Annotated in this window: 22 protein-coding genes; 3 read left to right on the forward strand and 19 right to left on the reverse strand. The window is 44.1% G+C overall.

What is annotated here, in order from left to right:
* Positions 1-2: 2 nt before the first annotated feature.
* The 13 genes from LC508_RS19455 to LC508_RS19515 all read right to left on the reverse strand — a co-directional run bounded on the left by LC508_RS19455 (position 3) and on the right by LC508_RS19515 (position 14467).
* A complete protein-coding gene (locus LC508_RS19455; protein WP_158587382.1) occupies positions 3-1523 on the reverse strand; it encodes an MFS transporter in 1521 nt (506 codons plus the stop codon).
* Positions 1524-1722: 199 nt separating this feature from the next.
* A complete protein-coding gene (locus LC508_RS19460; RefSeq protein WP_225305231.1) occupies positions 1723-2763 on the reverse strand; it encodes an iron-containing alcohol dehydrogenase in 1041 nt (346 codons plus the stop codon).
* A 214-nt stretch (positions 2764-2977) separates the two neighbouring features.
* Complete coding sequence (locus tag LC508_RS19465; protein ID WP_103731839.1) at positions 2978-4315, reverse strand: MATE family efflux transporter; 1338 nt, start codon at positions 4313-4315, stop codon at positions 2978-2980.
* A 96-nt stretch (positions 4316-4411) separates the two neighbouring features.
* Positions 4412-6388, reverse strand: coding sequence for an oxidoreductase (locus tag LC508_RS19470; protein ID WP_103731838.1), 1977 nt, complete (start codon positions 6386-6388; stop codon positions 4412-4414).
* Positions 6389-6558: 170 nt separating this feature from the next.
* Positions 6559-7095, reverse strand: coding sequence for a rubrerythrin (rbr, locus tag LC508_RS19475; RefSeq protein ID WP_054351543.1), 537 nt, complete (start codon positions 7093-7095; stop codon positions 6559-6561).
* 92 nt (positions 7096-7187) lie between these two features.
* Positions 7188-7730: an NADH peroxidase gene (locus LC508_RS19480; protein WP_033141649.1), complete on the reverse strand. Its 543-nt coding sequence runs from the start codon at positions 7728-7730 to the stop codon at positions 7188-7190.
* A gap of 105 nt (positions 7731-7835) precedes the next feature.
* On the reverse strand, positions 7836-8243 hold the full coding sequence (locus tag LC508_RS19485; protein ID WP_054351542.1) for a Fur family transcriptional regulator: 408 nt from the start codon (positions 8241-8243) through the stop codon (positions 7836-7838).
* 534 nt (positions 8244-8777) lie between these two features.
* Positions 8778-9593 carry a MurR/RpiR family transcriptional regulator gene (locus tag LC508_RS19490; protein WP_033141647.1) on the reverse strand — a complete coding sequence of 272 codons (816 nt, stop codon included), beginning with the start codon at positions 9591-9593 and terminating at the stop codon, positions 8778-8780.
* A 44-nt stretch (positions 9594-9637) separates the two neighbouring features.
* Entirely contained in the window at positions 9638-10525 is an 888-nt protein-coding gene (locus tag LC508_RS19495) for an ROK family protein (RefSeq protein ID WP_033141646.1), read from the reverse strand.
* A gap of 150 nt (positions 10526-10675) precedes the next feature.
* On the reverse strand, positions 10676-11128 hold the full coding sequence (locus LC508_RS19500) for a YhcH/YjgK/YiaL family protein (protein ID WP_103731837.1): 453 nt from the start codon (positions 11126-11128) through the stop codon (positions 10676-10678).
* Between the two features lie 94 nt (positions 11129-11222).
* Complete coding sequence (locus tag LC508_RS19505; RefSeq protein ID WP_033141644.1) at positions 11223-12746, reverse strand: sodium:solute symporter; 1524 nt, start codon at positions 12744-12746, stop codon at positions 11223-11225.
* A 61-nt stretch (positions 12747-12807) separates the two neighbouring features.
* Positions 12808-13737 carry a dihydrodipicolinate synthase family protein gene (locus tag LC508_RS19510; protein ID WP_033141643.1) on the reverse strand — a complete coding sequence of 310 codons (930 nt, stop codon included), beginning with the start codon at positions 13735-13737 and terminating at the stop codon, positions 12808-12810.
* Positions 13738-13768: 31 nt separating this feature from the next.
* Positions 13769-14467, reverse strand: coding sequence for an N-acetylmannosamine-6-phosphate 2-epimerase (locus tag LC508_RS19515; RefSeq protein ID WP_033141642.1), 699 nt, complete (start codon positions 14465-14467; stop codon positions 13769-13771).
* 351 nt (positions 14468-14818) lie between these two features.
* On the opposite strand from LC508_RS19515, the gene nagA reads away from it, so the two are divergent.
* Positions 14819-15922 (forward strand): N-acetylglucosamine-6-phosphate deacetylase, encoded by a 1104-nt coding sequence (nagA, locus tag LC508_RS19520; protein ID WP_033141641.1) that lies wholly within the window; start codon positions 14819-14821, stop codon positions 15920-15922.
* A gap of 131 nt (positions 15923-16053) precedes the next feature.
* Here the strand turns inward: nagA and LC508_RS19525 are convergent, their stop codons facing one another.
* From LC508_RS19525 to LC508_RS19545, 5 genes are all read right to left on the reverse strand, one after another.
* Entirely contained in the window at positions 16054-16818 is a 765-nt protein-coding gene (locus tag LC508_RS19525) for an SDR family oxidoreductase (protein ID WP_033141640.1), read from the reverse strand.
* 32 nt (positions 16819-16850) lie between these two features.
* Positions 16851-19004, reverse strand: coding sequence for a glycoside hydrolase family 3 C-terminal domain-containing protein (locus LC508_RS19530; protein WP_118594162.1), 2154 nt, complete (start codon positions 19002-19004; stop codon positions 16851-16853).
* 14 nt (positions 19005-19018) lie between these two features.
* The gene (locus LC508_RS19535; RefSeq protein ID WP_033141639.1) at positions 19019-19840 is read right to left on the reverse strand and encodes a carbohydrate ABC transporter permease; all 822 of its coding nucleotides are present in this window, start codon (positions 19838-19840) and stop codon (positions 19019-19021) included.
* 21 nt (positions 19841-19861) lie between these two features.
* Positions 19862-20749, reverse strand: coding sequence for a carbohydrate ABC transporter permease (locus tag LC508_RS19540; protein ID WP_103732954.1), 888 nt, complete (start codon positions 20747-20749; stop codon positions 19862-19864).
* Positions 20750-20816: 67 nt separating this feature from the next.
* On the reverse strand, positions 20817-22163 hold the full coding sequence (locus tag LC508_RS19545) for an ABC transporter substrate-binding protein (RefSeq protein ID WP_052099502.1): 1347 nt from the start codon (positions 22161-22163) through the stop codon (positions 20817-20819).
* A gap of 309 nt (positions 22164-22472) precedes the next feature.
* On the opposite strand from LC508_RS19545, the gene LC508_RS19550 reads away from it, so the two are divergent.
* Both LC508_RS19550 and LC508_RS19555 read left to right on the forward strand, forming a co-directional pair.
* Positions 22473-24029, forward strand: a complete 1557-nt coding sequence (locus LC508_RS19550; protein WP_054351537.1) for a response regulator transcription factor — start codon at positions 22473-22475, stop codon at positions 24027-24029.
* A gap of 23 nt (positions 24030-24052) precedes the next feature.
* A complete protein-coding gene (locus LC508_RS19555; RefSeq protein WP_158587371.1) occupies positions 24053-25813 on the forward strand; it encodes a cache domain-containing sensor histidine kinase in 1761 nt (586 codons plus the stop codon).
* A gap of 47 nt (positions 25814-25860) precedes the next feature.
* On the opposite strand, the gene LC508_RS19560 is transcribed toward LC508_RS19555, so the two are convergent.
* Complete coding sequence (locus LC508_RS19560) at positions 25861-26421, reverse strand: hypothetical protein (RefSeq protein WP_103732852.1); 561 nt, start codon at positions 26419-26421, stop codon at positions 25861-25863.
* Positions 26422-26442: the final 21 nt, after the last annotated feature.

A 26442-nucleotide genomic window follows, 5' to 3' on the forward strand; every position in this document is an offset into this window, starting at 1 on the left:
TTTTATTTGTTGTTCTTTTCTTCTGCAGCCTTTGCTGCTTTTTCCGCTCTTCTGGCCCTCACGTCCACCATACAGGCTTCCAGCTTCTTATCGCTGAGACCGTAGAACATCTGAAGGACCATATGTATAAGTGTCACAACTGCCGGAATCACGAAGGCAAGAATTAGCAAAGAACGGATTGTCCCGTCACTCTGTGTCTGGTTAGCCACATATCCGGAGCCGTCCAGCAGAATTCCCATGATCTGTGCGCCTAGCGCGGCACCGATGGTGATACAGAATCCGTTGACTGCAGACACCACGCCTGCCTGCCCTTTTCCGTTTTTCCACTCGCCGTAGTCCACGGTTGCCGGAATCATTACATTGGAGAAAGAGTAATATGCACCGCTTAAAATTCCGTTTAATATAAACATTGCAAAGAGTAATCCGAACTGCATGGACTGGGAAGCCCCCGCCGGCCCGTAGATACTGCATACTGCGAACAGAGCAATACTGAATACAGCGCTGGATGCCATACAGATCATATACGCACGGCTGGTATCCTTAAACATCCGTATGAACGGTTTCATAAGGAAAACTCCCAGCATCAGCGCTATGGTATAGGCAAACATTGCCACCGAGTAAAAGTCTTCCAACCCCAGAAAATAGATGAAAATGTAAATAATCATCCCATTTTTGATTGCCTGCATGATCTGTTTCAGGACTTCGCCGATCTGCAGGATAATAGCCGGCCTGTTCTTTGCAAAACTCTTTAACTGGGCAAACATGGGCTCGTGCTCCACCTGTCTTAAATGCTCCCGGCAGGAACCGTCCCTGTTCAGTTCGTATTTCTTGGTCATCTGGGCATTGAGTATCTGAAATAACATAACTGTCAATCCAATGGCAAATGCTGCCCAGAAGAAGCCCTGTGCCTCATTTCCCTTGCTGCCGCCGAATAATTTTACCATAGGCATAAAAAGAGCTGCTGCTGCCACCTGCGCCAGATTGGTACAGAGGCTTTTTACAATGGCAATGGTCTCCCGCTCCCTCGGATTTCTGGTCATGTTACAGAACTGTGCGATCTGCGGCATGAAAGAGAACGTCGCGCCAATGGAACCAAAGCATCCGTAACATACTGCTGCCCACGCCACTTTAAGACCTGTACTCTCCACCGGAAGAGCTGTGAATACGCCGATAAACAGAAGAAACAGCGGAATGATCCCGAAAATTGCCCAGGAACGGTAACGCCCCCATTTATAACAGACATTGTCCAGCATATAGCCAACCCACAGGTCTGTAAAACAATCCGCCACACGGGCAAATAACATAATGGAGCCTGCGACCGTGGCGCTGAGTCCCACCACATCCGTGTAAAAGTACACCAGATAATATCCGAAAATAACCCAGGAAACGTTAAAGCTGTATGCCCCGTACATACTGTGTATAATTTTGTCATACCACGGTACCTTGGCGGTTGTGGATGTAAAGTCTATATCATATGGATCTTTCTTACCGTTTAACGGCATTGCCATACCATCCTGAGACATATAATACCCCCTTTTCATGTCCGGCAGCAAAAGCCCCCATGAAGCCTGTACTGATGCTGCGTCTTCTGCCGCCTCATAATTTTATTTTGAAGTTGATTTTTTCTTATATTTATGTATAATGAATCTTATAAGAATACCTTTGTAGAAGATTGGCAGCCGTCCTGCAAAACGCGCCCTCTTTTATAGGTGGGTATTCTTTTTATTTTGCTTCCCATTCACCATATTTTGCGATCACCTTGTCCTTGATCATCCGGCAGAACTCATCCGTTACCTTGAAGTCATTGACTACTGTATACCAGTATCCGTGGCTCTCCAGGAACTCTTTCTCATATTTGATCGCTGCGAACACGTCATCCCAGGTGATCCCCATTCCTTCCGGCCTGATCTCCACTCCTGCCTTGTGGATGATATCCAGGATCCCGTCCGGGTCATTTCCTCCCATTGCGGAGCCTACAAAGATCCCCAGGCATACCGGCTGGCCGTGGATGAATTTTTTCTTTGTCATGTATTCCAGTGTGTAGAATAAGAAATGGTCACTTCCCTCAATGGGTCTTGGGTTCCAGCCGTTGTTGTGGAACGCTGCTCCGCCCCATCTCAGGCCCTCTGTCAGTACACGGATTCCTTTTTCATTTAACTCGTAGATGTCGTCCAGGTTGTCCACTACAGACTGGTATACCTCTTTTACCTCATCCACCATCTCCTGGTCATACGGCCATTTCTCCTCACATTTGCCCTGGTCTGCCGCATATTTCCAGTCAAACATGGAGTTGTTATAGCAGAGTACATCGCATACACCGCTTCTGTTCAGAGCTTTCGGGCCGCTCTGGATCACATCGTAGTCCACGTATACAGCTACAGGCTCCACATATCCCACATATCTCACAACACTGTTGAATCTAAGACCCGCGCGGTGTCCGAACACTGCGTTTGTGGCGATGGATGTGGGGACCTGATATAAAGGCATATGTGTCTTCCATGCAACCGTTTTTGCGTAGTCAACGGCCTGTCCGCCGCCCATTCCGATCACTGCCTCAAACTTCGGAAGCTTTTCAATATTTGCCATGATCTCATCGTATTCCAGGGTTTTTACAAAGTGTACGATGCAGTCATCGTCGAACTCATCTTTGAATTTCTCCCACAGATCTTCCATTGTCACTACCAGGTAAGGTCTCTGTACAATGTTCTTCAGTTCTCCGACCAGGTTACGTCCGTAGATTGTTGTAAACATTTTTTTTGCCATAGTTTTTTCTCCTTTTTTAATTTTTAAACACCATTTATAAACCATGTTTAATATTATATTACCCAAGTACTTCCATTTTGTCAATTACAATTAATTCACAAAAAGTTCTGGTACAATTTGTGCACTTTTTTGCACAAAAAGAAGCCCGGTAATCCCCCGATTGCGGGAAATTACCGGACCTCTGTCCAATAACAGTCAAAATATATATTACATATTATACAATGCCGCTCTTCTTTTTCCACACACCTGTGAAATAGAAAAACAGGGAAATCCCCGTACCGATCACCCATCCGGCCGGCCAGGACATCCAGATACCTGCGGCGCCAAAGGGCACTGATAGCACGAATGCCAGAACTACCCTTAAAACCAGGTCCGTAAAGGTGGCGATCATAAACGCCTTCATACTTCCGGAACCTCTGAGAACGCCGTCCGCTATGAGTTTGAAAGAGATAATCATGTAAAAAGGTGATACGATCCGCAGAAACTCCACACCAACCTGTGCTGCCGCTTCGCCTCCTTTACTCATAAAGAGCCGGATGACAGACGGGCCGAAAATAAAGAACAGAAGAAACGCAGGTACCGCCACACACAGCACCAGCTTCACGCCGGCCCGGAACCCCTGGCTGATACGCTCTGTTTTCCCTGCCCCTGTATTCTGTGCCGTAAAGCTGGACAGGCCGTTTCCCAGTGTTGTAAAACAGGTGATGGCAAAGGTATTTACCTTCATACCCGCAGAATATCCTGCAACCACTGCGGAACCATAGCTGTTGATCAGGCCCTGTACGAACAGATTTCCCACGGATATAAAGCTTTGCTGCAGAATACTTGGCACTGCCACCCTGCTTATCTTCACGGCCATCCTCCATGAAAATTTTGCATAACCCTCTGGTGTTTCTATTCCTTTCAGTCGCTTTATCAGCGTCACAAAGGCCAGCAGGGAAGAAACACCCTGCGCAAGAAACGTAGCCCAGGCCACACCGGCAACGCCCATGTGAAAGACAATGACAAACACCAGGTCCAGAACAATATTTCCCACAGAGGAAGCAATCAGGAAATACAGAGGAGTCCTGGAATCCCCCAGCGCGGTAAATACTCCGGTGCAAATATTATAGAGAAACAGAAAAACAAGCCCCCCTATATAAATATTCAGATAAAGCGCTGAATCAGAAAATATATTCTCCGGCGTATTCATCAGCCGCATTAAAGGTCGGCTGAACAGAAATCCCAATGCGGACAGAACCACGGCAATCCCTACCGTAGATATGAGGGAGGTGCTGACGCAGCACTTCATCCTACCGTACTCCTTCGCCCCGAAATACAGCGAGATCACCACGGAACACCCTATGTTAAGCCCTGTGGCAACTGCCATGAATATCATGGTTACAGGGTAGGATGCCCCCACCGCAGCCAGGGCATCCACACCTACAAACTTCCCGGCCACAATACTGTCCACAATATTATAAAACTGCTGAAACATAACACTGACCAGCATAGGTATAGTAAAGCGCCACAGGACCCGAAACGGCTTTCCCTGTGTCATATCAGTTATCATAAGTATCTCTTCCTTTCTTTGTTAACTTTCTGCACATTCTTATCTATTCTACCACTAAGAAGAAATACCTGCATTACTGAATATGATTTTTTCTCTCTATGCGTTTCTTCCTGCAAAATAACCGCTGGATGTAGCCTCCCGAATCCTTCCTGTCTTTCTGCAGTCTCCCACTGCTATAAACTCTATTCCCAGGTCATAGCAGGTTTCCCGCAGCCTGTTTGTCTCCATATCCTTTGGACGCACACCTGCTGCAATGAGGACAGTATCTGCTTTGAGCATGGTTTCCTCCCCGTCTTTATTTTTTACTGCTGCCCCTTCGTCTGTGATCCTCACACAGGAGTGTCCCGTCAGGACAGGTATCCTGTAAAGTGCTATTTTTTCATCAATCATCTGTTTCAGCCCGCCATCAGCTTCCCCTGCGATAACATCCGTCATCTCCACAATAGTCACATTCTTTCCATCCTGCGCAAGGGCGATAGCCTCCTCACATCCCATAAGTCCCCCGCCGATAATAACCGTATTATTTCCCGGAACAGCTCCCAGCTTATGCATGGATGCGGCAAATATAACATTTCCATGATCAATACCCTCGATCGGCGGAATGAATGGTTCACCGCCCACAGCACTTATAACCAGGTCAGGCTCCAACTCCCGGATAAGTTCAGGTGTCACTGCCGTGTTCATACGGATCTCAGCCTGACTGTTCTGTACGCGGCTGATAAGGGAATCCCTGAACATGCGGATATCATACTTGAATTCAATATGTTCGGAATAGCTGAGGGTCTTCCCAAGGGAATCACTGGACTCACATAAGACAACACTGTGGCCCCTTTCCAGTCCGCCAAGTGCCGCCTGCATTCCTGCCGGTCCCCCGCCTGCTATCAATATTTTTTTCTTTTCATTTTCGAAAGAATTTTCCCTGGCAATCTCACGAAGCCTTCCCATGACAGGATTTACAGAACAGTAGACCACTCCATTCGGATAGGGTACATAAGGTATAAGTGCCCCGCTGTTGCAGCGCATACAGCGGATACAATGGGCTATTTCACAGCTTTTCCCCTTCATTGCCTTTTTAGGAAGGAATGGATCTGCTATCATCTGGCGTCCCATGGCAACCATATCCACCTGTCCCTCCTCCAGCAGTTTTTCCATATACTCAGGATCTGACAATCCGCCAATACCGGTGACCGGAACACTGACTGCTTTTTTTATAACTGCCGCATACGGTATATTCACACCATTTGGGAAAAACGGGCCGGGGAACATGCGTACCATAGTAGCGGGATCATGAAAGCTTCCCACTGATACATGGAAGGAATCTACCTTATCCTCGATCATATGAGCAAAGACAGCCATTTCCTCCTCTTCCAGTCCCCCTTCGATCAGCTCTGAACCAGATATACGGTATTCTATCGGAAAATTCCTTCCGCACCGCTCCCTTACCCTGTCCAGAACCATAATGGGAAAACGGGCACGGTTTTCCAGGCTTCCGCCGTATTTGTCTGTCCTCTTATTATTAAGCGGAGAAAGGAATTGGTCAAGGAGCCAGCCGTGTCCCCCGTGCACCATTACCATATCAACACCTGCGAATTTTGCCATGAAAGCTGCCTCTGCGTAGGCGTCCGCAATTTCATTCATCATATCCTCTGTCATCTCTTTTACCTCTGCGCCATAATGGTTGACAGAGGGTGAAGGCCCCCATACTTCCCCGTCTTCAGGCAGATAGGCCGGATGTGCTCTTCTTCCGGAATGTACAAGCTCTATGGATACAAAGGTGTCATACTGATGCACACTGTCAACCAGCCTTGTCAGGGACGGAAGCAGGCCGGGGTCATCCAGATGAGCCATTCGCGGATGACATGCATCCGTACGCGAATGAACCCCTGTCTCCCCAATGGTAAGGAGAGCCGCACCGCCTCTTGCCAATGTGGTATAAAAATCAATGTTGTCCTGTGCAAAATATCCCTTTTCCTCTCCTCTGCCTGTGATCGTCATCGGAGATACACATATTCTGTTTTTTAATGTCAGCGGCCCTATTTTCACGGGGCTGAATAAATGTGGATAATGCTTCATAATTCCTTCTCCTTTTACTCGGTCTGCTTTGTACAGCAAAGCAGAATGTTATATCTCCATCTTACACCAGAGGGCTTCCAATAACAATAAAGAGTAATATTTCTTCATACAAAAAACAAGAGGCCCATACAGGCCTCCCGCTATAGCAATATGAATTCATTAAGTGAGGATTAATAATTTTCAACTTTTCTTTCAAAGTATGCCTTAGGATGAGCGCATACCGGACAGATTTCCGGAGCCTCCTCTGCTTCATGTACGTAACCGCAGTTTCTGCACTTCCATCCTAAAGGAGCATCTCCCTTGAATGTCTTGTCTGCCTTATAGCTTTCAAGAAGTTTTTTGTAACGTCTCTCGTGCGCAGCTTCCACTTTTGCAACGCCCTCAAATTTCTCTGCCAGATCTTCAAATCCTTCTTCTCTGGCTTCCTGAGCCATACGTGCATACATATCTGTCCATTCAAAGTTTTCACCTGCTGCTGCATCTTCCAGGTTCTGGGCAATATCATGGATACCATGAATCTCTTTGAACCACATCTTTGCGTGTTCTTTTTCCTGGTCTGCTGTCTCCAGATATAAAGCAGCTAACTGCTCATAACCGGCTTTTTTTGCTGCAGATGCGTAATATGTATATTTATTTCTTGCCTGTGATTCACCGGCAAATGCGTCCCATAAGTTTTTCTCTGTTTTTGTTCCTGCGTACTTTGACATATTAAAACCCTCCATAAAATTCTGCAAACAAGCGACTGTTTATTTTTTTTGCAGAACCGGACGTCTGCCGGCTCTGCAAAATAATATTTGAATTAACCGAAGTATCTCTTTAACAGACCTTCAAATGCTTTTCCGTGACGAGCTTCGTCTCTGGCCATCTCATGTACTGTATCATGGATAGCATCCAGGTTAGCAGCTTTCGCACGTTTTGCCAGGTCAAACTTACCTGCTGTTGCACCATTCTCTGCAGCAACACGCATTTCCAGGTTTTTCTTTGTGCTGTCTGTTACAACTTCACCTAATAACTCTGCGAATTTAGCAGCATGCTCTGCTTCTTCGTAAGCAGCTTTTTCCCAGTATAAACCGATTTCCGGATATCCTTCTCTGTGAGCAACTCTTGCCATAGCCAGGTACATACCAACCTCTGAGCACTCGCCTTCAAAGTTAGCTCTTAAATCAGCAATGATGTCTTCGCTTACACCCTGAGCTACACCTACAACGTGCTCTGCTGCCCAGCTCATCTCGCCTGCCTGCTCTGTAAATTTATCAGCACCTACGCCACATACCGGACATTTTTCCGGAGCTGCATCGCCTTCATAAACATATCCACATACACTACATACAAATTTTTTCATAATACTCATTCTCCTTTTTGATTATAATATTTTGTTATTTAATGGTTTCTCTTTTTAATAACAGTAATGATTACTGTTTTAATGTAACATACTTGACAATTTTTGTCAACTAGTTTTTTTAATTTTTTTTGCTTCCAGACATTCTTTACAAATTCCGTAAAAAGTAGTCATATGACCTGTTATTTTTCCGTCAAAACTCTCGGCCACTTTTTCCTTCATACAGTCAAATTCGCTTGCCTCTATGTCTGTGATGTTGTGACACTGGGTGCATATAAAATGACTATGAGGTTTTGTATTACAGTCGAATCTGTCCGGTCCGTCCCCTGTTGTGATCTTGGCGATCTCACCCAGGTCAACCAACAGAGACAGGTTTCGGTATACCGTTCCGAGACTGATATTCGGAAACTCGGCTTTGATCCCTGCATATACAGTATCGGCCGTAGGATGCTCCCTGCTGTTCATCACGAACTCACGGATGGATTCCCGCTGACGGCTGTACTTCAATGTTGCCATCGCACCCTCCTTTCAATAACAATAATTGTTACTGATATAACTATACAATACTTAACTATTTTTGTCAAGAATAAATTTATAAAAATTCCGGCTGTAATAAAAGCCGGTTTTTGTAGAATACTCCTGAATATTATTTTTGTGTACTTTTTATGCTGATATTGCCCATTATATGTCCTATAACGAATATGCTGTCGACCCTTTCCAGCAGGAAAGAGGTGCATGGATGGACTACATAATAAATTTAATAATTTCGGTTATGGCCGGTATTATCACATATTTTATCGGCAAATGGTTGGACCGAAATAAAAAAGACAGCTAACCAAAGCGAACCCCTACGGACCGACACTCCGTGGGGGTTCTTTTGTGCATTTCTTGGACTACATATTTTATTCATCTCAATCATATTCTATTTTTTAAGAAATGTCAATACTATTTGCAATAAAACACTTTGCATCAGCATCATTACCAAATTCTCTCATTCAATACCAAAAAGATTTTGTTAAACACTACCGAATTAACCATTCGCCTATCCCATCATCTGGCATCCAACGCGTTCAGCGTATACTCATGTATCGCTTCCCTCCTGAACTTATCAGACTCCAGTATATGTGAGAACAGTATATCCACCATAACCAAAATGGGAAACTGTGGGGAAATGGCCTTTCCCTTTTCCAGGTTCTCCTTCACGGCAAACAGCAGAATCTCATCGCAGTAACCCAAAAATGTCTTATCTTTCCTTGACGTCATGAGAATCGTGGTCGCGCCTCTTTCTTTAGCTGCCTTCAGAGAGGTCATTACCTCTTCTGTTCTGCCGCTGACGCTGATTCCAATGACCGCGCATTCCTCATCCAGCAGTACGGAGTTGATCTTCATAATATGTGTATCCGTCACTGCCTCCACATTGACACCGATACGCATAAAACGTATTTTCATTTCCGTTCCCACCAGACCGGAACTTCCCTTACCATATACATATACCCGTTTCTTTTCGGATAATACATTGACAATACGCTTCATCTGTTCTTCATTTACCAGGGAATAACTCTTGTTCAAAAGCTCCTGGTAAGTGTTCAGTACCATTTTTGTCTGGTCATTACTCACGGGATAATTCCGCACAGTACCCTGTTCATAACAGAACAAAAATTCCCGATATCCTTTATAGCCACATTTCTTTGCAAACCGGGACAGGGACGCCTCCGACACGTACAGACGGCTTGATACACTCTTGGATGACAGATCTATCTTCTCTGTGTTGTTGATAAAAAAATCAGCGATTGTCTTCTCCAGAGGTGTAAAGCTGTTATAAATTGATTCTATATGAGGAATGATGTTTTTTTCATACTGCTCCATACGAGCACCTCCATTCTATCTGTCCATGCGGCAGGCTGACCTGTCTAAGAATGTCTTCCGCGGAAATGATAAAATGCCCCGAGCATTCCGGCCTGATTTTTATTTTCCGCAAATGCCAGTCTGGTATGAGACGCCACTGACGGTATCAAATACTTATCCAGGCTGTTTCTTATCCTGTCATACAGATATTCCTTCTGGGCCATGATTCCGCCACCCAGAACCACAACCTCAGGGTTGATAACATAACAGATATTTGCAATACCCATCCCCAGCACATCCACCATCTCATCAATGGCACGGATACAGTCTGCATCCCCCTGTTTCGCATGTTCAAACACATACCTGCCGTCAATGCTGTCAGGGTTCAGATTCTTGTATTCCGCCGTCTTTTTCACCAGGATGCTGCTTGCGCCCATATCCTGGAACTCACCTCCGGGAAGGTGCATATATCCAATCTCACATCCGCTGCCGGAAAATCCGTGGAATACCTGGTCATCCATCACAATCGCACCGCCGATCCCTGTTCCGATGGTAAGGCACAGGCTGATCTTACTGCCCCTGGAAGCGCCTGCAAAATTTTCCGCAAGCCCGGCGCAGTTCACATCATTTTCCACTTCACAGGGGAGATGGAACTTTTCTTCCAGTGTCTTTTTGATCTCTGTTCCCGTATATTCCGGAATCAGCGGGGCGGAATGTGTAATTCTGCCCTCTTCGCAGTCCACCATGCCGGCTGTGGAGATACAGATTCCTGCAGGACTGTAATCCACCAGATAATCTTCAATAATCTTCACTGCCTTTTTCATAATTCCCGGTCCGCCATACTGCATAGCCTCTGTCGGCATCTCGCCAGTCACAAGAAATGCCGCATCTTCCTGTATTATACCATACTTTATAGAAGTACCGCCAATATCTATACAAATATATTGCTTCATATGCATGCTCCTTATCATTATTCTCTCAGCCGCATTCCCTGCAGCATAAAAACGTGACAAAAGGGAACTGTAATGTCACATCCCCGCGGCCTTTACAGTTCCCTATATTGTACCATGAGTTCTGCCCCACAGTCTTTAAAGAATCATGGATTATTTGATTTTTATCTTAAATATAGCTTTCTTAATGACAGCCGGACCGTCAACGGCAACTGCTGTCCTGTGGGCATCTTTCGGATAGCAGAGAAGAAAATCACCTTCTGTCAGGACCACATGGCTGTTCGGTTCACCTTCCAGCGGAAGAAAATCATCTTTCTCCACAAATTCTTTCTGCTCCATATTGTCAATAAAATTTACATCGATCTGTTCCGGACCTCTCAGCATAAAATGCAGATCCAGATACTGTCTGTGCGCCTCCCAGAAACGATTTTGGGGCGTTGTTGTCTCATACTCCACAACATTCACAAACAAATCATCCCCGTCAATTTCGTGGCTGCCCTTCTCATATGCCATCAGGTCATGCTCCTGCGCATATTTGAAGCATTTCAGCACTTCCTCTTCCAGCCAGGAATAATCCTTTAAATCTCTGATATTACCAAATACCATATTACTGCCTCCTTATGATCACCGCAGAATGTAACTGTTCAGCGGAGTAAATATGAAACCCCGCTGAATCATTACCGCAGAACAAACGTTACGATCAGTTTTTGTAAATCGTCGTATACTGTGCAGGTACGGAAGTATCTCCTTTTACCTTTCTGGAAATAATACTTGCCGGCAGACCCACAACCAGGGATACTACGATAGAGATAATGGAGTAGGACCAGATAGAAATTGTTACTTCAGGAGCTACTACCGGAATCACATATTTAATACCAACCATAACTGCGGATGCAGCGATAAATGCGCACACTGCACCGGTTGTATTTGCAACTTTTGTAAATGCGCCCAGAATGAATGTACCGATCAGGATACCGAGTACCAGACCCATGAATCCGTTAAACCATTCGTAAGCGGATTTCACACCGCCGTTAGCCAGAACCATGGCAACTACGATAGAGAAAATACCTACCAGAAGGGATACATACTGTCCGATCTTGGTCTGTTTCTCAAAGCTCAGCTCTTTTTTGGAGAGACGTGCCTGGATATCCAGAGTCCAGCTTGATGCCACGGAGTTCAGTCCGGTGGACAATGTGGACTGCGCTGCTGCATAGATAGCTGCCAGAAGCAGACCGGTAATACCAACAGGAAGCTCAAATGCGATCCAGGATGCGAAGATCTGGTCCTGCTGTGCTGCCGGAGGAAGCTGGTTGCCCTGTACCTGATAGAATACATATAAACCGGTACCGATCAGGTAGAATACAGTTGCAATGAAGATAGACAGACCACCGTTTGTCAGCATCATCTTGTTCAGTTTCTTTGTATCTGTAGTTGTTGTAAAACGCTGTACAATATCCTGGCTGGATACATAGGAGCCCATGGTATTGAATCCGGCACCTACGATCATCAGGAACACACTGTCTTTTAAAATGTTTGCATTGAAGATCGGCTGGTCAACTGCCAGGAACTTATGTCCTGCTGACATCTCATGGAAGATAGCTCCGATACCGCCGTCCAGATGGGCGATCAGGAAGATCAAACCAAAGGTTACACCAACCAGAAGTACGGACCCCTGGATAAAGTCTGTCCAGAGTACGGATTTCAGACCGCCTGTGTAGGAGTAAATAATTGCTATGATACCCATGATGATGATCAGGATATTTACGTTGATTCCCATGAGGCTGGATAATACCATACATGGCAGATACATGATGATGGACATACGGCCAACCTGATAAATGATGAACATGACCGCGCCCAGGACACGCAGCCCTTTGCTGTTAAAGCGCAGCTCCAGATAATGATAAGCCGTATCAATATCCAGCTTGCTGTAAATAGGCAGGAAAAATTTGATCGTAAGCGGAATTGCCAGCAGCATACCTAACTGTGCAAACCACATGATCCATGTTCCCGCATATGAGTTGCCTGCCAGTGACAGGAATGAAATAGGACTCAGCAGTGTTGCGAAAATAGATACGGATGTAACCCACCACGGTACAGTTCCGTCACTCTTAAAGTATTCTTTTCCCTTCATTTCCTTTTTAGCAAAATGAAGACCGGCAAATAAAACGGCTGCCAGGTAAACGATCAAAATAGCCAAATCAATATAAGTAAAACCTTGCATCTGTTACCTCCCTCTAATCTCTTCGTTCTGTATTTCTACTTTTCCCTTTAATATCGTATAGTTATGCCAGGTATCTTTCCTTCGCAGCTTTTACCATCTCAGCAGCCTCATGCGCGATCGCTTTGTCTGCTTCCTGAAGGTTTTCCAGCGGCTCACGGACACCACCGATATTCACGTTGTCGTTTGTGCGCAGGATTTCTTTTGCTACCGCATACATATTTGCACGGCTTGAGCACATTTTGTAGATGATCTCATTGATAGCATACTGTAATTCGCAGGCTTTCTTCTTTTCTCCTGCTTCTACCAGGTCATTCAGTTTCAGGAACAGCTCCGGCATAACACCATAGGTTCCGCCGATACCGCCGTCAGCGCCAATCGCACGTCCTGCTACGAACTGCTCATCCGGACCGTTGAATACAACGAAGTCATCCTTTGCAGCCAGACCTGCTGATTTGAACATCTGGATATCCTGTGTAGGCATGGAAGAGTTCTTTACAGCAATAACTCTGGGGTTCTTCATCATCTCAGCAAACAGGCTCATAGTCAGAGCTGTACCTGCAAGCTGCGGAATATTGTAGATAACAAAATCTGTGTTTGGTGCCGCTTCACTGATTGCATTCCAGTAAGCTGCAATGGAGTATTCCGGCAGACGGAAGTAGATAGGAGGAATGGACGCGATTGCATCTACGCCAACACTCTCTGAGTGTTTTGCAAGCTCCACACTGTCCTTTGTGTTATTACATGCCACATGGTTGATAACTGTCAGTTTTCCCTTTGCAACTGCCATTACGTTTTCAATGATAAGCTTTCTCTCCTCAACGCTCTGGTAGATACACTCTCCTGAAGAACCGTTGACATAGACACCCTTTACGCCTTTGTCAATAAAATGCTGTGTGAGGGCCTGTACACGCTCTCCGCTCACATTGCCTTCCTCATCATAACATGCATAAAATGCCGGGATAATTCCTCTGTACTTATCTAATTTACTCATTGCTGTGACTCCTTTCATCTTCCTCTTAAATTTACTTTTCCAGGGTTGCCATCACATCTGTAAAGGATTTTGTGATCAGTTGGGGACGTGTAATGATAGAACCTACTACCACGCTGTAACATCCCAGTTCAATCACACGTTTTGCCTTTTCCGGTGTGTTGATGTTGCCTTCTGCGATCACATGATGTTTTACTTTGCTCAAAATTGTGCGGATGATCTCAAAATCATTCTCCTCTATCCGGTCACCTTTGCTGTGCTCTGTGTAGCCAACCAGTGTCGTACCAATGAAGTCAAATCCAAGCTCGTCTGCGTGAAGCGCTTCCTCCACGGTGGAGCAGTCTGCCATCAGAAGCTGCTCAGGATACTTCTTTCTGATCTCCGCATAAAATTCATCCAAAGTAACATTTCCCGGCCTCAGATCTTTTGTGGCATCAATGGCAATGATCTCCGGCTTTACCTCCATCAATTCATCAACTTCCTTCATGGTAGGTGTGATATAAACTTTGCTGTCATCATAGTCCCGTTTCACGATTCCGATAACAGGAAGATCCACATTCTTCTGGATTTCTGCTATATCCTCCTTTGTGTTTGCACGAATTCCCATGGCCCCGCCTTCTTTTGCTGCTCTGGCCATTCTTCCCATGATAAAAGAAGAATGCAGGGGTTCATGAGGGAGTGCCTGGCAGGATACGATCAAATGTCCCTTAAGCTTCTCTAAACGCTGATTCATAACTCTCTCCTTTCCGCATCTCGGCTTCTGAATTGCTGCCTTCGCTTTGATTTCAGTATAGCATTTATGAAATTTTTTTCAATATTTTTTACGATTCAGAAAAACCTTTCATATCAAATATCAACTTGCACAAATTTCAGCGGTATAAAACCCTCAATTTTTATTGATATTGACGTTTTATGAAAGTTCTTTCAGTTTATCCTCCATACATTGAATTAACTTGTAATGGGAATTATAATAGAAGCATGGAAATAGGCTAACATCACATATTTTCCCAAAGAAATGCAAAAAAATACAAGGACAGGGAAGGTATCATGTGATAGAGTAAAAACAGAAAAGGAGTGAAACCAGATGATTATTAAAAATGGATTCGTATTTCAGGAAAACGGTACCTTTGAAAAAAAAGATCTGTATGTAGAGAACGGAAAAATCGTCTCTTCTATAGAAGAAGTGACAGATACTGCAGAGATTGACGCCCAGGGCATGAAAGTGCTTCCCGGCGCTGTAGATGTTCACAGTCACGGAGCATTCGGACACGATTTCTCAGATGCGGACGTGGAGGGACTTAAAACGATCCTGCGCTATGAGAGATCCCACGGTGTGACTTCCTACTGCCCCACCTCCATGACACTGCCCAAGGAGCAGCTCCTGGATATCTTCGCTACCGCTGTAAAAGCCGGAGATGACAAGGACCAGGCAAGGATCGTGGGAATCAACATGGAGGGACCGTTCATTGACCCGGATAAAAAAGGAGCACATGTGGAACGGCATATCCGCAAACCCGATATCGGATTTTTCCGTGAATGCAACGAAAAAAGCGGCCGTCTCATAAAACTTGTGACACTTGCACCGAATATGGAAGGCGCCGATGAATTTATAGAAGAACTGAAAGATGAAGTTAAAATATCCATCGGCCACACCATGGCCGGCTATGATACCGCACTGGCTGCAATGAAAAAAGGCGCGAACCATGTAACACATCTGTTCAACGCCATGCCGCCCTTCGCCCACCGCGACCCGGGTGTTGTAGGAGCTGCCGCAGACGCTGAGAACTGCATGGTAGAGCTGATCTGCGATGGTATTCATATCCATCCGAGTGTTGTGAGAAATACTTTCCGCATGTTTGGCAGCGAAAGAGTTATTCTTATCAGTGATTCCATGATGGCAACCGGTATGGATAACGGCACATACGAACTTGGCGGACAGGAAGTCACCATGAACAACAGGAAAGCAACACTGGCCAACGGAACCATTGCAGGCTCCGCCACCAACCTGTTCGACTGCATGAAGATTGCCATGGAATTCGGCATTCCCGAGGCAGACGCCATCTTCGCTGCCACAAGAAACCCGGCTAAGAGCATTGGGGTATATGACAGGGTTGGTTCCCTTACGCCCGGAAAAGAGGCGGATATTCTGCTGGTGGATGATGACTACAACTTGAAGAAAGTATTATAAAAACAGATATAAAGATTCAGTCGGTTGAATTAAATGTGCAGACCTGACTGAACAGTTACGAAAAGATTTCATAGAAAACTCCCGAAAAGCAAAATCTGCTTACCGGGAGTTTTTTATTAGCTTCTATATATTTATACACACGTATATGCACCATCCACAACCACATCACTGCCGGATGTATAACCGGAAGCATTACCGGCCAGGTATAAGACAGCCGGGACAAGCTCTTCAGGTTTTCCCATTCTGTGCATGGGAATCAGAGGCATCCAGGCATCCTTTAGTTCTTTTGGCGTGTCAACCGACATGGGGGTTGCTATATAACCGGGACTCAGGCTGTTGACCCTTATATGATGGTCTGCCCACTCCACTGCCAGGGAACGGGTCATATGGATCACCGCTGCCTTGGATGCATTATAGGAACACTGCCACTGAGGGATATTCACGATACTGCCTGACATAGAAGCCATATTTATAATGCTGCCGTGTATGTCATTTTCTATCATGATTTTTCCTGCTGCCCTTGCAACAATATATTCCCCTGTGAGATTTACATCCACAACCTGTCTGAATTCTTCTACAGTTGCCTCCAGGGTATCTTTGTGCAGACAGACCCCGGCATTATTGAAAACGATATCTACGGAACCGGACCGCTCCATAATCACCTGAAATGCCTGCTTTACACTTTCCTCCACAGTGACATCTGTTTTGATAAAATACCCGCAGCCTCCTGCGTCAGAAATCTTCTGAAGCGTCTCGTCCGCCTGACTTCTGGATAATATGACGACCTCTGCTCCTGCTCTGGCCAGCCCTTCTGCCACAACCTGGCCAATTCCCCGGCTTCCGCCTGTCACAACAGCTACTTTTCCCTTTAATCCGAATATTTCGTCCAAATACACCTTACAAACCTCCCTCTGAATGCAATATTTTTTTAATAAGGTATTTCCGTTTCCTGCCCGGTCATCTCAACCTTGCCTTCCCATATATTGTCATCTGTAAGTCTTCTGCTGACCTCATCCGGCTGACTTCCTCCAATATAAACATCAAATACCCCTGGCTCCAGCACACACGTTCCATTTTTCCGTATGACTGCCAGATCTCTGGCCCTGATGCAGATCGGAACACTCTTTTCCTCGCCGCTTTCCAGCATAACTCTTTTAAAGAATACTAACTGCCGCTTCGGTACTTCCACACTTGCCTCTTCATCATGTATATAGACCTGCACCACAGTTTCACCGGAACGCATACCTGTGTTTTTGACAACTGTTTCAAAATAAATATCCTGACCCACAGAAATCTTTTGCGGAATATCAACCGGTCTATATGAAAATTCTGTGTAACTCAGTCCATATCCAAATGGATACATAGGTTCCTTTTCCGAAAATCTGTATGTACGGCCCTTCATGTCATAACTTTCAAAAGGCGGCAGATCCTCTGCACTTTTTACTACGGTTACCGGCAGGCGGCCCGACGGATTATAATTTCCGAACAAAATATCCGCAACAGCGCTTCCGCCCTCCTCACCGGGATACCATACTTCCAGCACAGCATCTGCCAATGTCTCCTCTTTTGGTATACTGAGCGGACTTCCATTGCACAGAACAAGAATCACAGGTTTTCCCTCCCCTGCAACAGCCCTGACTAATTCAGCCTGTCTGCCCGGAAGTCCAAGATGCTCCCTGTCACACTGGACAGCACCTTCCTCCCCCTCTTCTCCTTCCAGTACAGGAGACAGCCCAAGACAAAGCACCGAAATATCACTTCTTCTTGCCGCAAGCACCGCTTCCGGAATCAAATCCGTCTCACACAGAGTCCTGTACTCTTTTTTGTAAAGATCACATCCCTCGGCATAAATAATATCAACCCCGCGTTTTTCAGCCTCCTCCTGCATTCCTCTTAACAATGTTGTATACTTAGATGGTGTACCTGAATAGTTTCCCAATAACACATCTCTGGAATCAGCATTCGGTCCAATGACTGCAATTGTTTTATATTTATTTTCCAACGGAAGTATCTTTTCTTTGTTTTTTAGAAGAACCGCAGATTTTTCCGCTGCCTCTTTGGCAAGCCTCCGAAACTCTGCACAGTCCACTACGTCATCACTGATTTTATTAAAAGGAACAGCCTCTGCAGAATCGAACATTCCCAGACGGATTCTCTCCTCCAACAGCCGCTGAACAGATATGTCAATATCTTCCTCTTTTACAAGCCCCTGATCAACAGCTTCTGTCAAAAATAAAAAGGTAGTTCCTCCGTTTTGGTCACACCCATGATTAAATGCCATAGCAGCCGATTCAACCGGTGTTGCAGTTATCTTATGGTGCAGATGAAAATCATCAATAGCAAAACTGTCTGACACTACATATCCCTTAAATCCCAGCTCATCCCTCAATATATCCTTCAGCAGATATGTACTGCCTGAGCATGGTGCCCCGTTTACCCTGTTATATGCGCCCATCACACATGCCACATCTGCCTCTCTGATACATCTTGCAAATGCATACAGATATGTTTCCCTGAACTGCTTCTCATCTATTTTTACATCTATTTCATGTCTCAGTTCATCCGGCCCGCTGTGCACAACATAATGTTTTACATTTGCATCCGCCTTGCGGTACTTTTCATCCTCTCCCTGTATTCCCCGTATAAATGCGATTCCAAGTTCAGCCGTAAGGAATGGATCTTCCCCGTATGTCTCCTGTCCTCTTCCCCACCTTGGGTCCCTGAAAATATTAATATTAGGAGCATATTCCGTGATGCCTTTGTAGATAGAATTATCCCCAATACTCTGATATGCGTTATATTTTCCTCTTATCTCGTCTGAAATCGCTTCTGCCACCCTCTTCAGGAACTCTGCATCAAACATTGCCGCCAATCCAATGGCCTGAGGAAACACCGTTGCAGTGCCGCACCGGGCCACACCATGCAGACATTCATTCCACCAATGATACGCCGGAATACCCAGACGCTCAATAGCTGCGCTTTTATATACAAGCTGTGAAACCTTCTCTTCCAGGGTCATCTGCTTAATCGTCTCTGCTGCCCGCTCTTCTACAGGCAGATCCATATTAAATAAAGGATTCATTTTCTCCCTCCTTTTCATCCCTTCACGGCTCCTGAAGTCATTCCTTCTATCACCTGCTTATTAAAAATAGAAAATATTATGATACTCGGCAAAACTGTGATCGCCACAGCCGCAAACATGGCAACATAATTTGTGGAATACTGTCCCTTAAATGAATTCAGTCCAATCGGAAGTGTCATTTTACTCTGGTCATTGAGGAATACCAGGGCATAATTCAGTTCATTCCACATGGAAACAAATGTATAGATAGCAACCGTAGCGATGGACGGCTTTGCTATGGGAATCGTTATGCGCAGAAATAAGGTTCTCATGCTCGCCCCGTCTATGATTGCGGATTCTTCTATCTCCGTTGGAAAGCTCTTTAAAAATCCAGTCATGATAAAAATTGCTATGGGCATTCCGCTTGTTGTATAAGGAATGATCAAAGACAAATGTGAATTAATGATACCCGCCTTTGAAAACATTAAAAAAAGCGGAATCAAAGTAGAATGTATCGGTATCATCATCCCAACTAAAAAGACCATCATGGCAGTATTGGACAATTTCCATTTCAGCCTGGTAAGCGCAAATGCCGCTGTTGTACTCAGCAACAGGCATAGAAAAAGAGCTGACACGCATACAATAATAGAATTCATAAAATACTGTCCGATATTCGCCTGTTTCCATGCATATATATAATTTTCAAAATTAATACTGCCCGGCAGTGCCCAGGGATTCTCAAACAGCTCACTGTTTGTCTTGAATGAATTATAGAACACCCAAATCAGCGGAAATATAAAAATAAGGGTAACTCCTGTCAGAACCACATATTTAAAAACATTTGACACCTTTCTCATACGTTCACCCTCTCTCCAACTCTATTCTATATTTTCCTCTGAACGCTTAAACACTCCATTCAGTATTACGGTTACCAGCACACACATTATCATCAGAACTACTGACATCGCACTTCCATATCCGAACTGCATCCCCTTAAAGGATCTTGTATACATATGAGATGCGATAACCTCTGAAGCATGATTTGGTCCCCCTCCGGTCATGACAAAAACAATATCGAATATTCTAAGAGACCCTGTAGCTACCAGAACCGTATCAATTTTAAGTATAGGTACGATTAATGGAAATGTAATTTTACAGAATGCCTGCCAGGATGTAGCCCCGTCAATTTCTGCTGACTCCAGCACAGAGGAAGAAATATTCTGCATGGCGCAGAGATAAATGATCATATGATAACCAATATACTGCCAGCTGGCAGCAATGATGACGCATACCAGTGCTGTTCCCGACTCTCCCAGCCAGACGTGTGTAAAAGAATCCAGCCCCACAAATCTGAGAATAGAATTGATAAGACCGAACTCAGGATGCAGTATAAAAATCCACAGAATGCCGATTGCCGCTGTAGAGATCATATTCGGAACAAAAAAAGCCACTTTAAAAAAGTTCCTCCCTCTTCTGATCTTTGTAAGCAGATACGCCAGTAAGATCGAACAGGGAACCTGTATCAGCAGACACAATACCGTAGCTATCAATGTATGTATGACTGCATCCTGGAATATTTTATCTGTTGTAAAAAGCTGTATATAGTTCTTAAATCCTATAAAGCCGTTTAAGCCTGCCACATCCCAGTCCGCAAAACTGAGAACTGCTGAACATAGCAGGGGAAATGTTGCGATCATAAGGTAGCAGAACAGAGCCGGCAGTATGAAGAGGCATATTGTCCCTTTATCTTTTCTGAGTTTTTCCATCAATCCCCCTCCTTTTTATCTAAGAGGCTGCCCTGCCGCTTTGACATGACAGCCTCCTGCACAGATTTTATTTCTCATAATTCTCGTCAAAGAACTGCTGGAAATTCTCAAACGCTTCCTGTGGATCATTACCAGCCATAATTCCCTGTACTGTGTTGTTGTATTCATTACCCACTACGGAACCAAGTGCCACATCATAGAATACAAACAATCCCGTCATATCAGAGTGCAGTTTCATAATCTGTGAGGCAATCGGGCCCACGTTACTCAAATCCAGCTTCTCTGCATTGATGGTTGTAAGAGTACCTGCGTCTGCCATCTTCTGCATATATTTTGTCTGTGTATAAAATTTGATGAATTCAACTGCCGCATCCTTATTCTCACAGCGCTCACTTACAACCAGGCACCTGTCAGCCTGTCCAAGCCAGTTATTTTCATCTCCTTTTCCGCCTTCCACTGTAGGACATTTTGCAAGTACGACCTTGTCCTTTACTGCAGAATCATCCGCCTCAAAATTACTGATACAATAACTGGACCAGATAAAAGAAGCTGCCTTACCTGATTTAAACTGCTCCACTGCTTCCTCAGGGGTCATACCCGCATATCCATCCGGAACCAGCTTTTCGTCGGCCATTTCCTGTAATAGGGATGCTGCCTTTACAAAAGATTCGTCTGTCCATTTACCGCTGCCGTCCAGAACCTTATCAAAAGGCTCATTACCGCCTATTCTGTTTGCCAATATCTCACTGTGTGACGCGGAAGGCCAGGCTGTGCTGTTCCCAAAAGCCATTGGTATAATATCTTCACCTGAATCACGTATCGTCTTCAGCCCTTCTATAAATTCCTCATGCGTCTTAGGAATGGGCAGATTAAACTTATCGTAGATTTCCTTGTTATAGTAAGCCACCTGTGTGGACAATACTGTTGGGATGGCATATATTTCCCCATCATATGTGACATGTTCCATTACACTCTCCAGAAACTGGTTCTTCCATTCCGGGTCGCTGTCAAGTGCCTCCTGGAGTGAATATACTTTTCCTGCCTTTACATACGGTTCAAGATAGCCGGCTGACCATGACATGAACAGATCAGGTGCATTATTGGCAGCCATCAAAGTCGGAAGCTTTGTCTTTGTCTGCTCACTGGGCAAATATTCCGGTACAACTTTGATCTTACCTTCATGCTCCTTATTGAAATCATCAATGATATCATGGAGCACAACTTCTGTTGCTTCACCGGTTCCCCCATCCCATGCCATGATACTGAGCTCCACCGGTTTGCTTTCAGATTCCTTTGATTCCTTTGCTTCCGTTTTTTCGTTTCCCTCTTCACCTTTTTGATCATCTGATCCGCATGCCCCCAAAGAAAATGCCAAAACCGCAGACATCAGTATGGTAAACACCTTTTTCTTCATAATCTTCTCCTCCAAATCTTTTTCTTAACATTGGTACCATTTGTTAAATATATTATATAAAACAGGCATTGTTCTTTCTATTCATATTTCGAAGCAAAATGTTTGTATTTCTGTATATTTTGACATTATAATTTTATCCACCTCATAGTTTTACTTACATTTATATTATAATTACCTTTATTTACCGGTTTATTTTATGCTTTTTTACTATTTCAGGTGTTGTTTTTTGTCATTTTTAATCATATAATAGACATACATTGGATTTGTAATTATCTTCCAGACTTTACGCTTTAATGCAGAGGTGAACACATGATAAATATGCTTATTGTAGATGATGAATTATTAATGAGAAGAGGTCTTTCCTTCATCCCGTGGGAAAAAGCAGGTGTCTGTCTGATTGGTACAGCCTCCAGCGGTATGGAAGCATTAGAATTTATAAAAGAAAAAAAGGTACAGATACTTTTTACCGACATACAGATGCCGGATATCAACGGACTTGAATTGATCCGTGCTGCCAATCTGTTAGACCCCTCAATCCAGAGCGTACTTTTAACCGGTCATAATAATTTTAACTACGCAAAGGAAGCCATATCTCTTCATGTCTATGATTATATTTTAAAACCCTGTGACCCTGATGAGGTCCTGGAGATAATAGGCAGACTGGCTCAAAAAATTGAGGAAGAAAATCAGTATAAACAAATCAATGCAGATACTATTTCTGAAATTCAAAAACAGACACTTCAGAATACCCTTCTGCATATCTATACAAATCAAAATATCACCGGCAGTGAACTCCAGATACTGAAATCTTCCGGATTTTTCAACAATGGTATATATCTGGCTGCTCAGGGAGTATATAATTCCACCGATGCCGGGAAAATTGAATTGTTTTTTAAGAATCAGGATAACTCCTGTTTTTCTTTTGTTTATTTTTATCCTGCAAATAATAAAATCATTATCTTAATAAAAAGCAGTGAGCCCGAAGCCGCTGCAGAAGAACATGCTGCATCCTGGCTTCGTTCCCTGCAGGAAAAGCTTTTACAGGAATACGGCTGTACTATTTATATTGGTATGGGTAAAACGGCGTCATCCTTTCAGGATTTAACAGATATCTACAGGACTGCCACAGAATCCGCTGATTTATTCTTTTCGCATTCTGAGACAGAATTTATCTCTTATAACTCTGTCTGCGGCATATTAAATCAGGAAAGCAGTGAAAATATCTGTCATAAAATCCTATCCCAGCTGGAACAGCGTAATTATACCCTTATACAGGAATCCCTGGACGAACTGTCAGACTTCTATAAAGCTACATGGAACACTGCTGCCAGAATCCGTCTTACTATGATCGACCTCTGTCTTCTCGCTTCCAGCTTAGTTGCCCAAAAGAAAAATGAAGCATTTTCAGGTCTGACAGCAGAACAGCTTTTATCCATTAATCAGGCCGGTTCCCTGTCCGCTCTCATTAGCGGGACACTGAAGATACTCACCCACTGTATTGATGACCTGAACGGCACATCAGATACAGCATACCACCATATTGTAAAAGACTGTTTATCCTTTATAGAGACACACTACGCAGAAGATATCAATATAACAAAAGCTGCACTGGAAATCCATGTAAATGCTGACTATCTGGCACGTATATTAAAAAAGGAGTACGGCCTTCCCTTCAGCCAGATCTTAACAAATATCCGTCTGGAAAAAGCCTGTACTCTTTTATGTGATATGGACTTGTCTATCAGTGAAGTGTCCTGTCAGACAGGGTTCCGTGATTTCAGATACTTTGGGCAGGTATTTAAAAACCGTTATAAAATGACGCCAAGAGAATATAGGAAAACAGTGAAGAAAAAACCTGCAGATTAAACAGGAATTAGATGGAGATACCTATGAAGTGTAAAATATCAAAACGTTTGAAATCATTCCGGGACAGCATCTATCGAATCTCTGTACAGCATCTGGTCGCAGCCCTGCTGATCCTGCTGATCACGGTTTCCACGCTTGCCATAACAGGAATCAGTTATACCCTTTCCGAACAGATCATCAGTAAAAAAAATTCCAAATACTGCATTGATATTTTAAATGAAATCAGTACCAACATACATACAAAGTTAAAAGAAGTAGACAGCCTGACAACCTATATCTGTTATAATGAGACGGTACAGTCCCAGATAAATAAAATGAACCATGCCAGGGGTGACAGTTTTTTATACGAAAAGAAAATCCTGGAAAAAGAGCTGATCAATATGACGGTAGCCAATGAATCCCTAAAGGAAATGACTATTATGACAAGCAGCGGACAATCCGCCTGGATATCCCAGCCTTATCCGGAATTTACATCTGCCTCCCCCATTCTTGATACACTCTATAGCCAGCAGGGAAGTCTCTGCTGGATAACCCTGGATAAAGAAGATACTCCCACAATAATAGCCGGCCGTACGATCAATGATTTGGGTGTACAGAAAATCATCGGTTATTTCCTCGTCCGCTTTGATGATAAACTTTTGACTGATATTCTGGAACAAAAAGAATATTTTAAAGACGGCAGCCTCTGTATCGTGGATGGCAAAGGCACCATTCTGTCCAGCAATCAGCCCGGAGAAAGAGGTAAGATGTATCCCTCTTTTCATCTGCTCACCGAAGCTACCGTAAGCAAAAAATTAGATGACTCCCAGGAATGGCTCACCTCCTGTATCATCCCCGGCTCAGAATGGAGACTTGTAAGCACAATCCCCAATATTTCCTATGAAAAAGAGATCATATGGCTTAGGGGATGTGTTATCATAATAGCCCTTGCCATGATCATAGTTGCAATCTTTATCTCCATTGCCATAACCAGACAATTATTTTTACCTCTGGACAAACTCTGCCAGATGATGAAATCTGTCGGTAAGGGTGACTTTAATGTATCCAAACCCGCTTATTATCAAAACGATATTGGGGTTCTGTATGATTATTTCATTGATATGGTAAAAGAAGTCCGGAATTTGATACAAACAACCAACCAACAGCAGCTCCTGCTGCAGAAAACAGAATTGAATTCCCTCCGGATGCAGATCAATCCGCATTTTATCTATAACACTCTGGAATCCATAAAATGGATTGCCTATATGAATGACAACAAAGAGATTGTCATTATGGTGAAAGCACTGGGTGATTTTATGAGAAGTAACATAAGCGGTCCTGAATTTATTACAATAGAAAAAGAGCTTGAGAATATCCACTGCTATCTAACCATACAAAAATTCAGATACAATGACAAGCTTGATGTCCGGATCGATATTCCCCCAGACCTGTACCATGCAAAAATCCCAAAGCTTCTTATACAGCCCCTCATAGAGAATTCTATTGTCCATGGTCTGGAACAAAAGGCCGGAGATGGGAAGATCATAATAAAAGGCATCCGTGAACAGGAGGATGTCATAATAGATATTATAGATAACGGTATAGGATTCTCAAAATTATCTCTCGAGAACCTGGACCTCGATTTTATCTCTCCTGAGGATACAAGAAAGAATGGCGGCCTTGGCATGAAAAATGTACATCAGCGTATTAAAATGTATTATGGCGAGTCCTATGGACTTAGTGTTACAAGCGAATATGGGATCAGGACCTGCGTCAGGATACGGATTCCGTACCAGGAATTATAAAATAAACGCACAGAAGGCAGCGGTTCTCCGCTGCCTTCCTTCTTTTGTCATCCCTGCACCTTTTCCCCGCAGAAATCACACTTTTTCACACTTCCCCTGTTCACTCTATTCAAAGCCCCGCAGTTCCTGCACTCCACAGTGATCATGGAAGTATTTCCCATACTGCTCAAATCCGGTCCGTATACGTTCTTCCGGTTCTGGAAAATAAATTTCCCGGAGGAGGCATCATAGTAAGCGCCCTTTATGTAGCCTTTTCTCAGCATCTTCCTCAATCTTTTTGCAACCGCAGGCGCAGGTACTCCTGTTCTGAAAGACAGGTTCTTTACTGAACCCTCCGGATCAGAGGAGAGAATAGGGATATACTCCCTCAGTTCATGGATCAGCTTAAAGCGCAGAATGCCGTTTATAAACGCTGCTGCTGCTATTGCAGCCAATATATACAGTATTATAACAATATCCAGCTCCGTCTGTCCGTCCCCGGTACTGTACAGTGCAGTTGCACCAAAGACAAATCCCCCGGCAAAACCTCCTGCCACCTCCAGAACTCCTACCATCTGATTAAAGATAACTGCCCCTCTGACATATACAATGTCCTGTTTTTCTTCCATCCCCGATCCTCCTGGTATCTG

The organism is Blautia parvula (genome assembly GCF_020215665.1).
GTDB lineage: Bacteria > Bacillota > Clostridia > Lachnospirales > Lachnospiraceae > Blautia > Blautia celeris.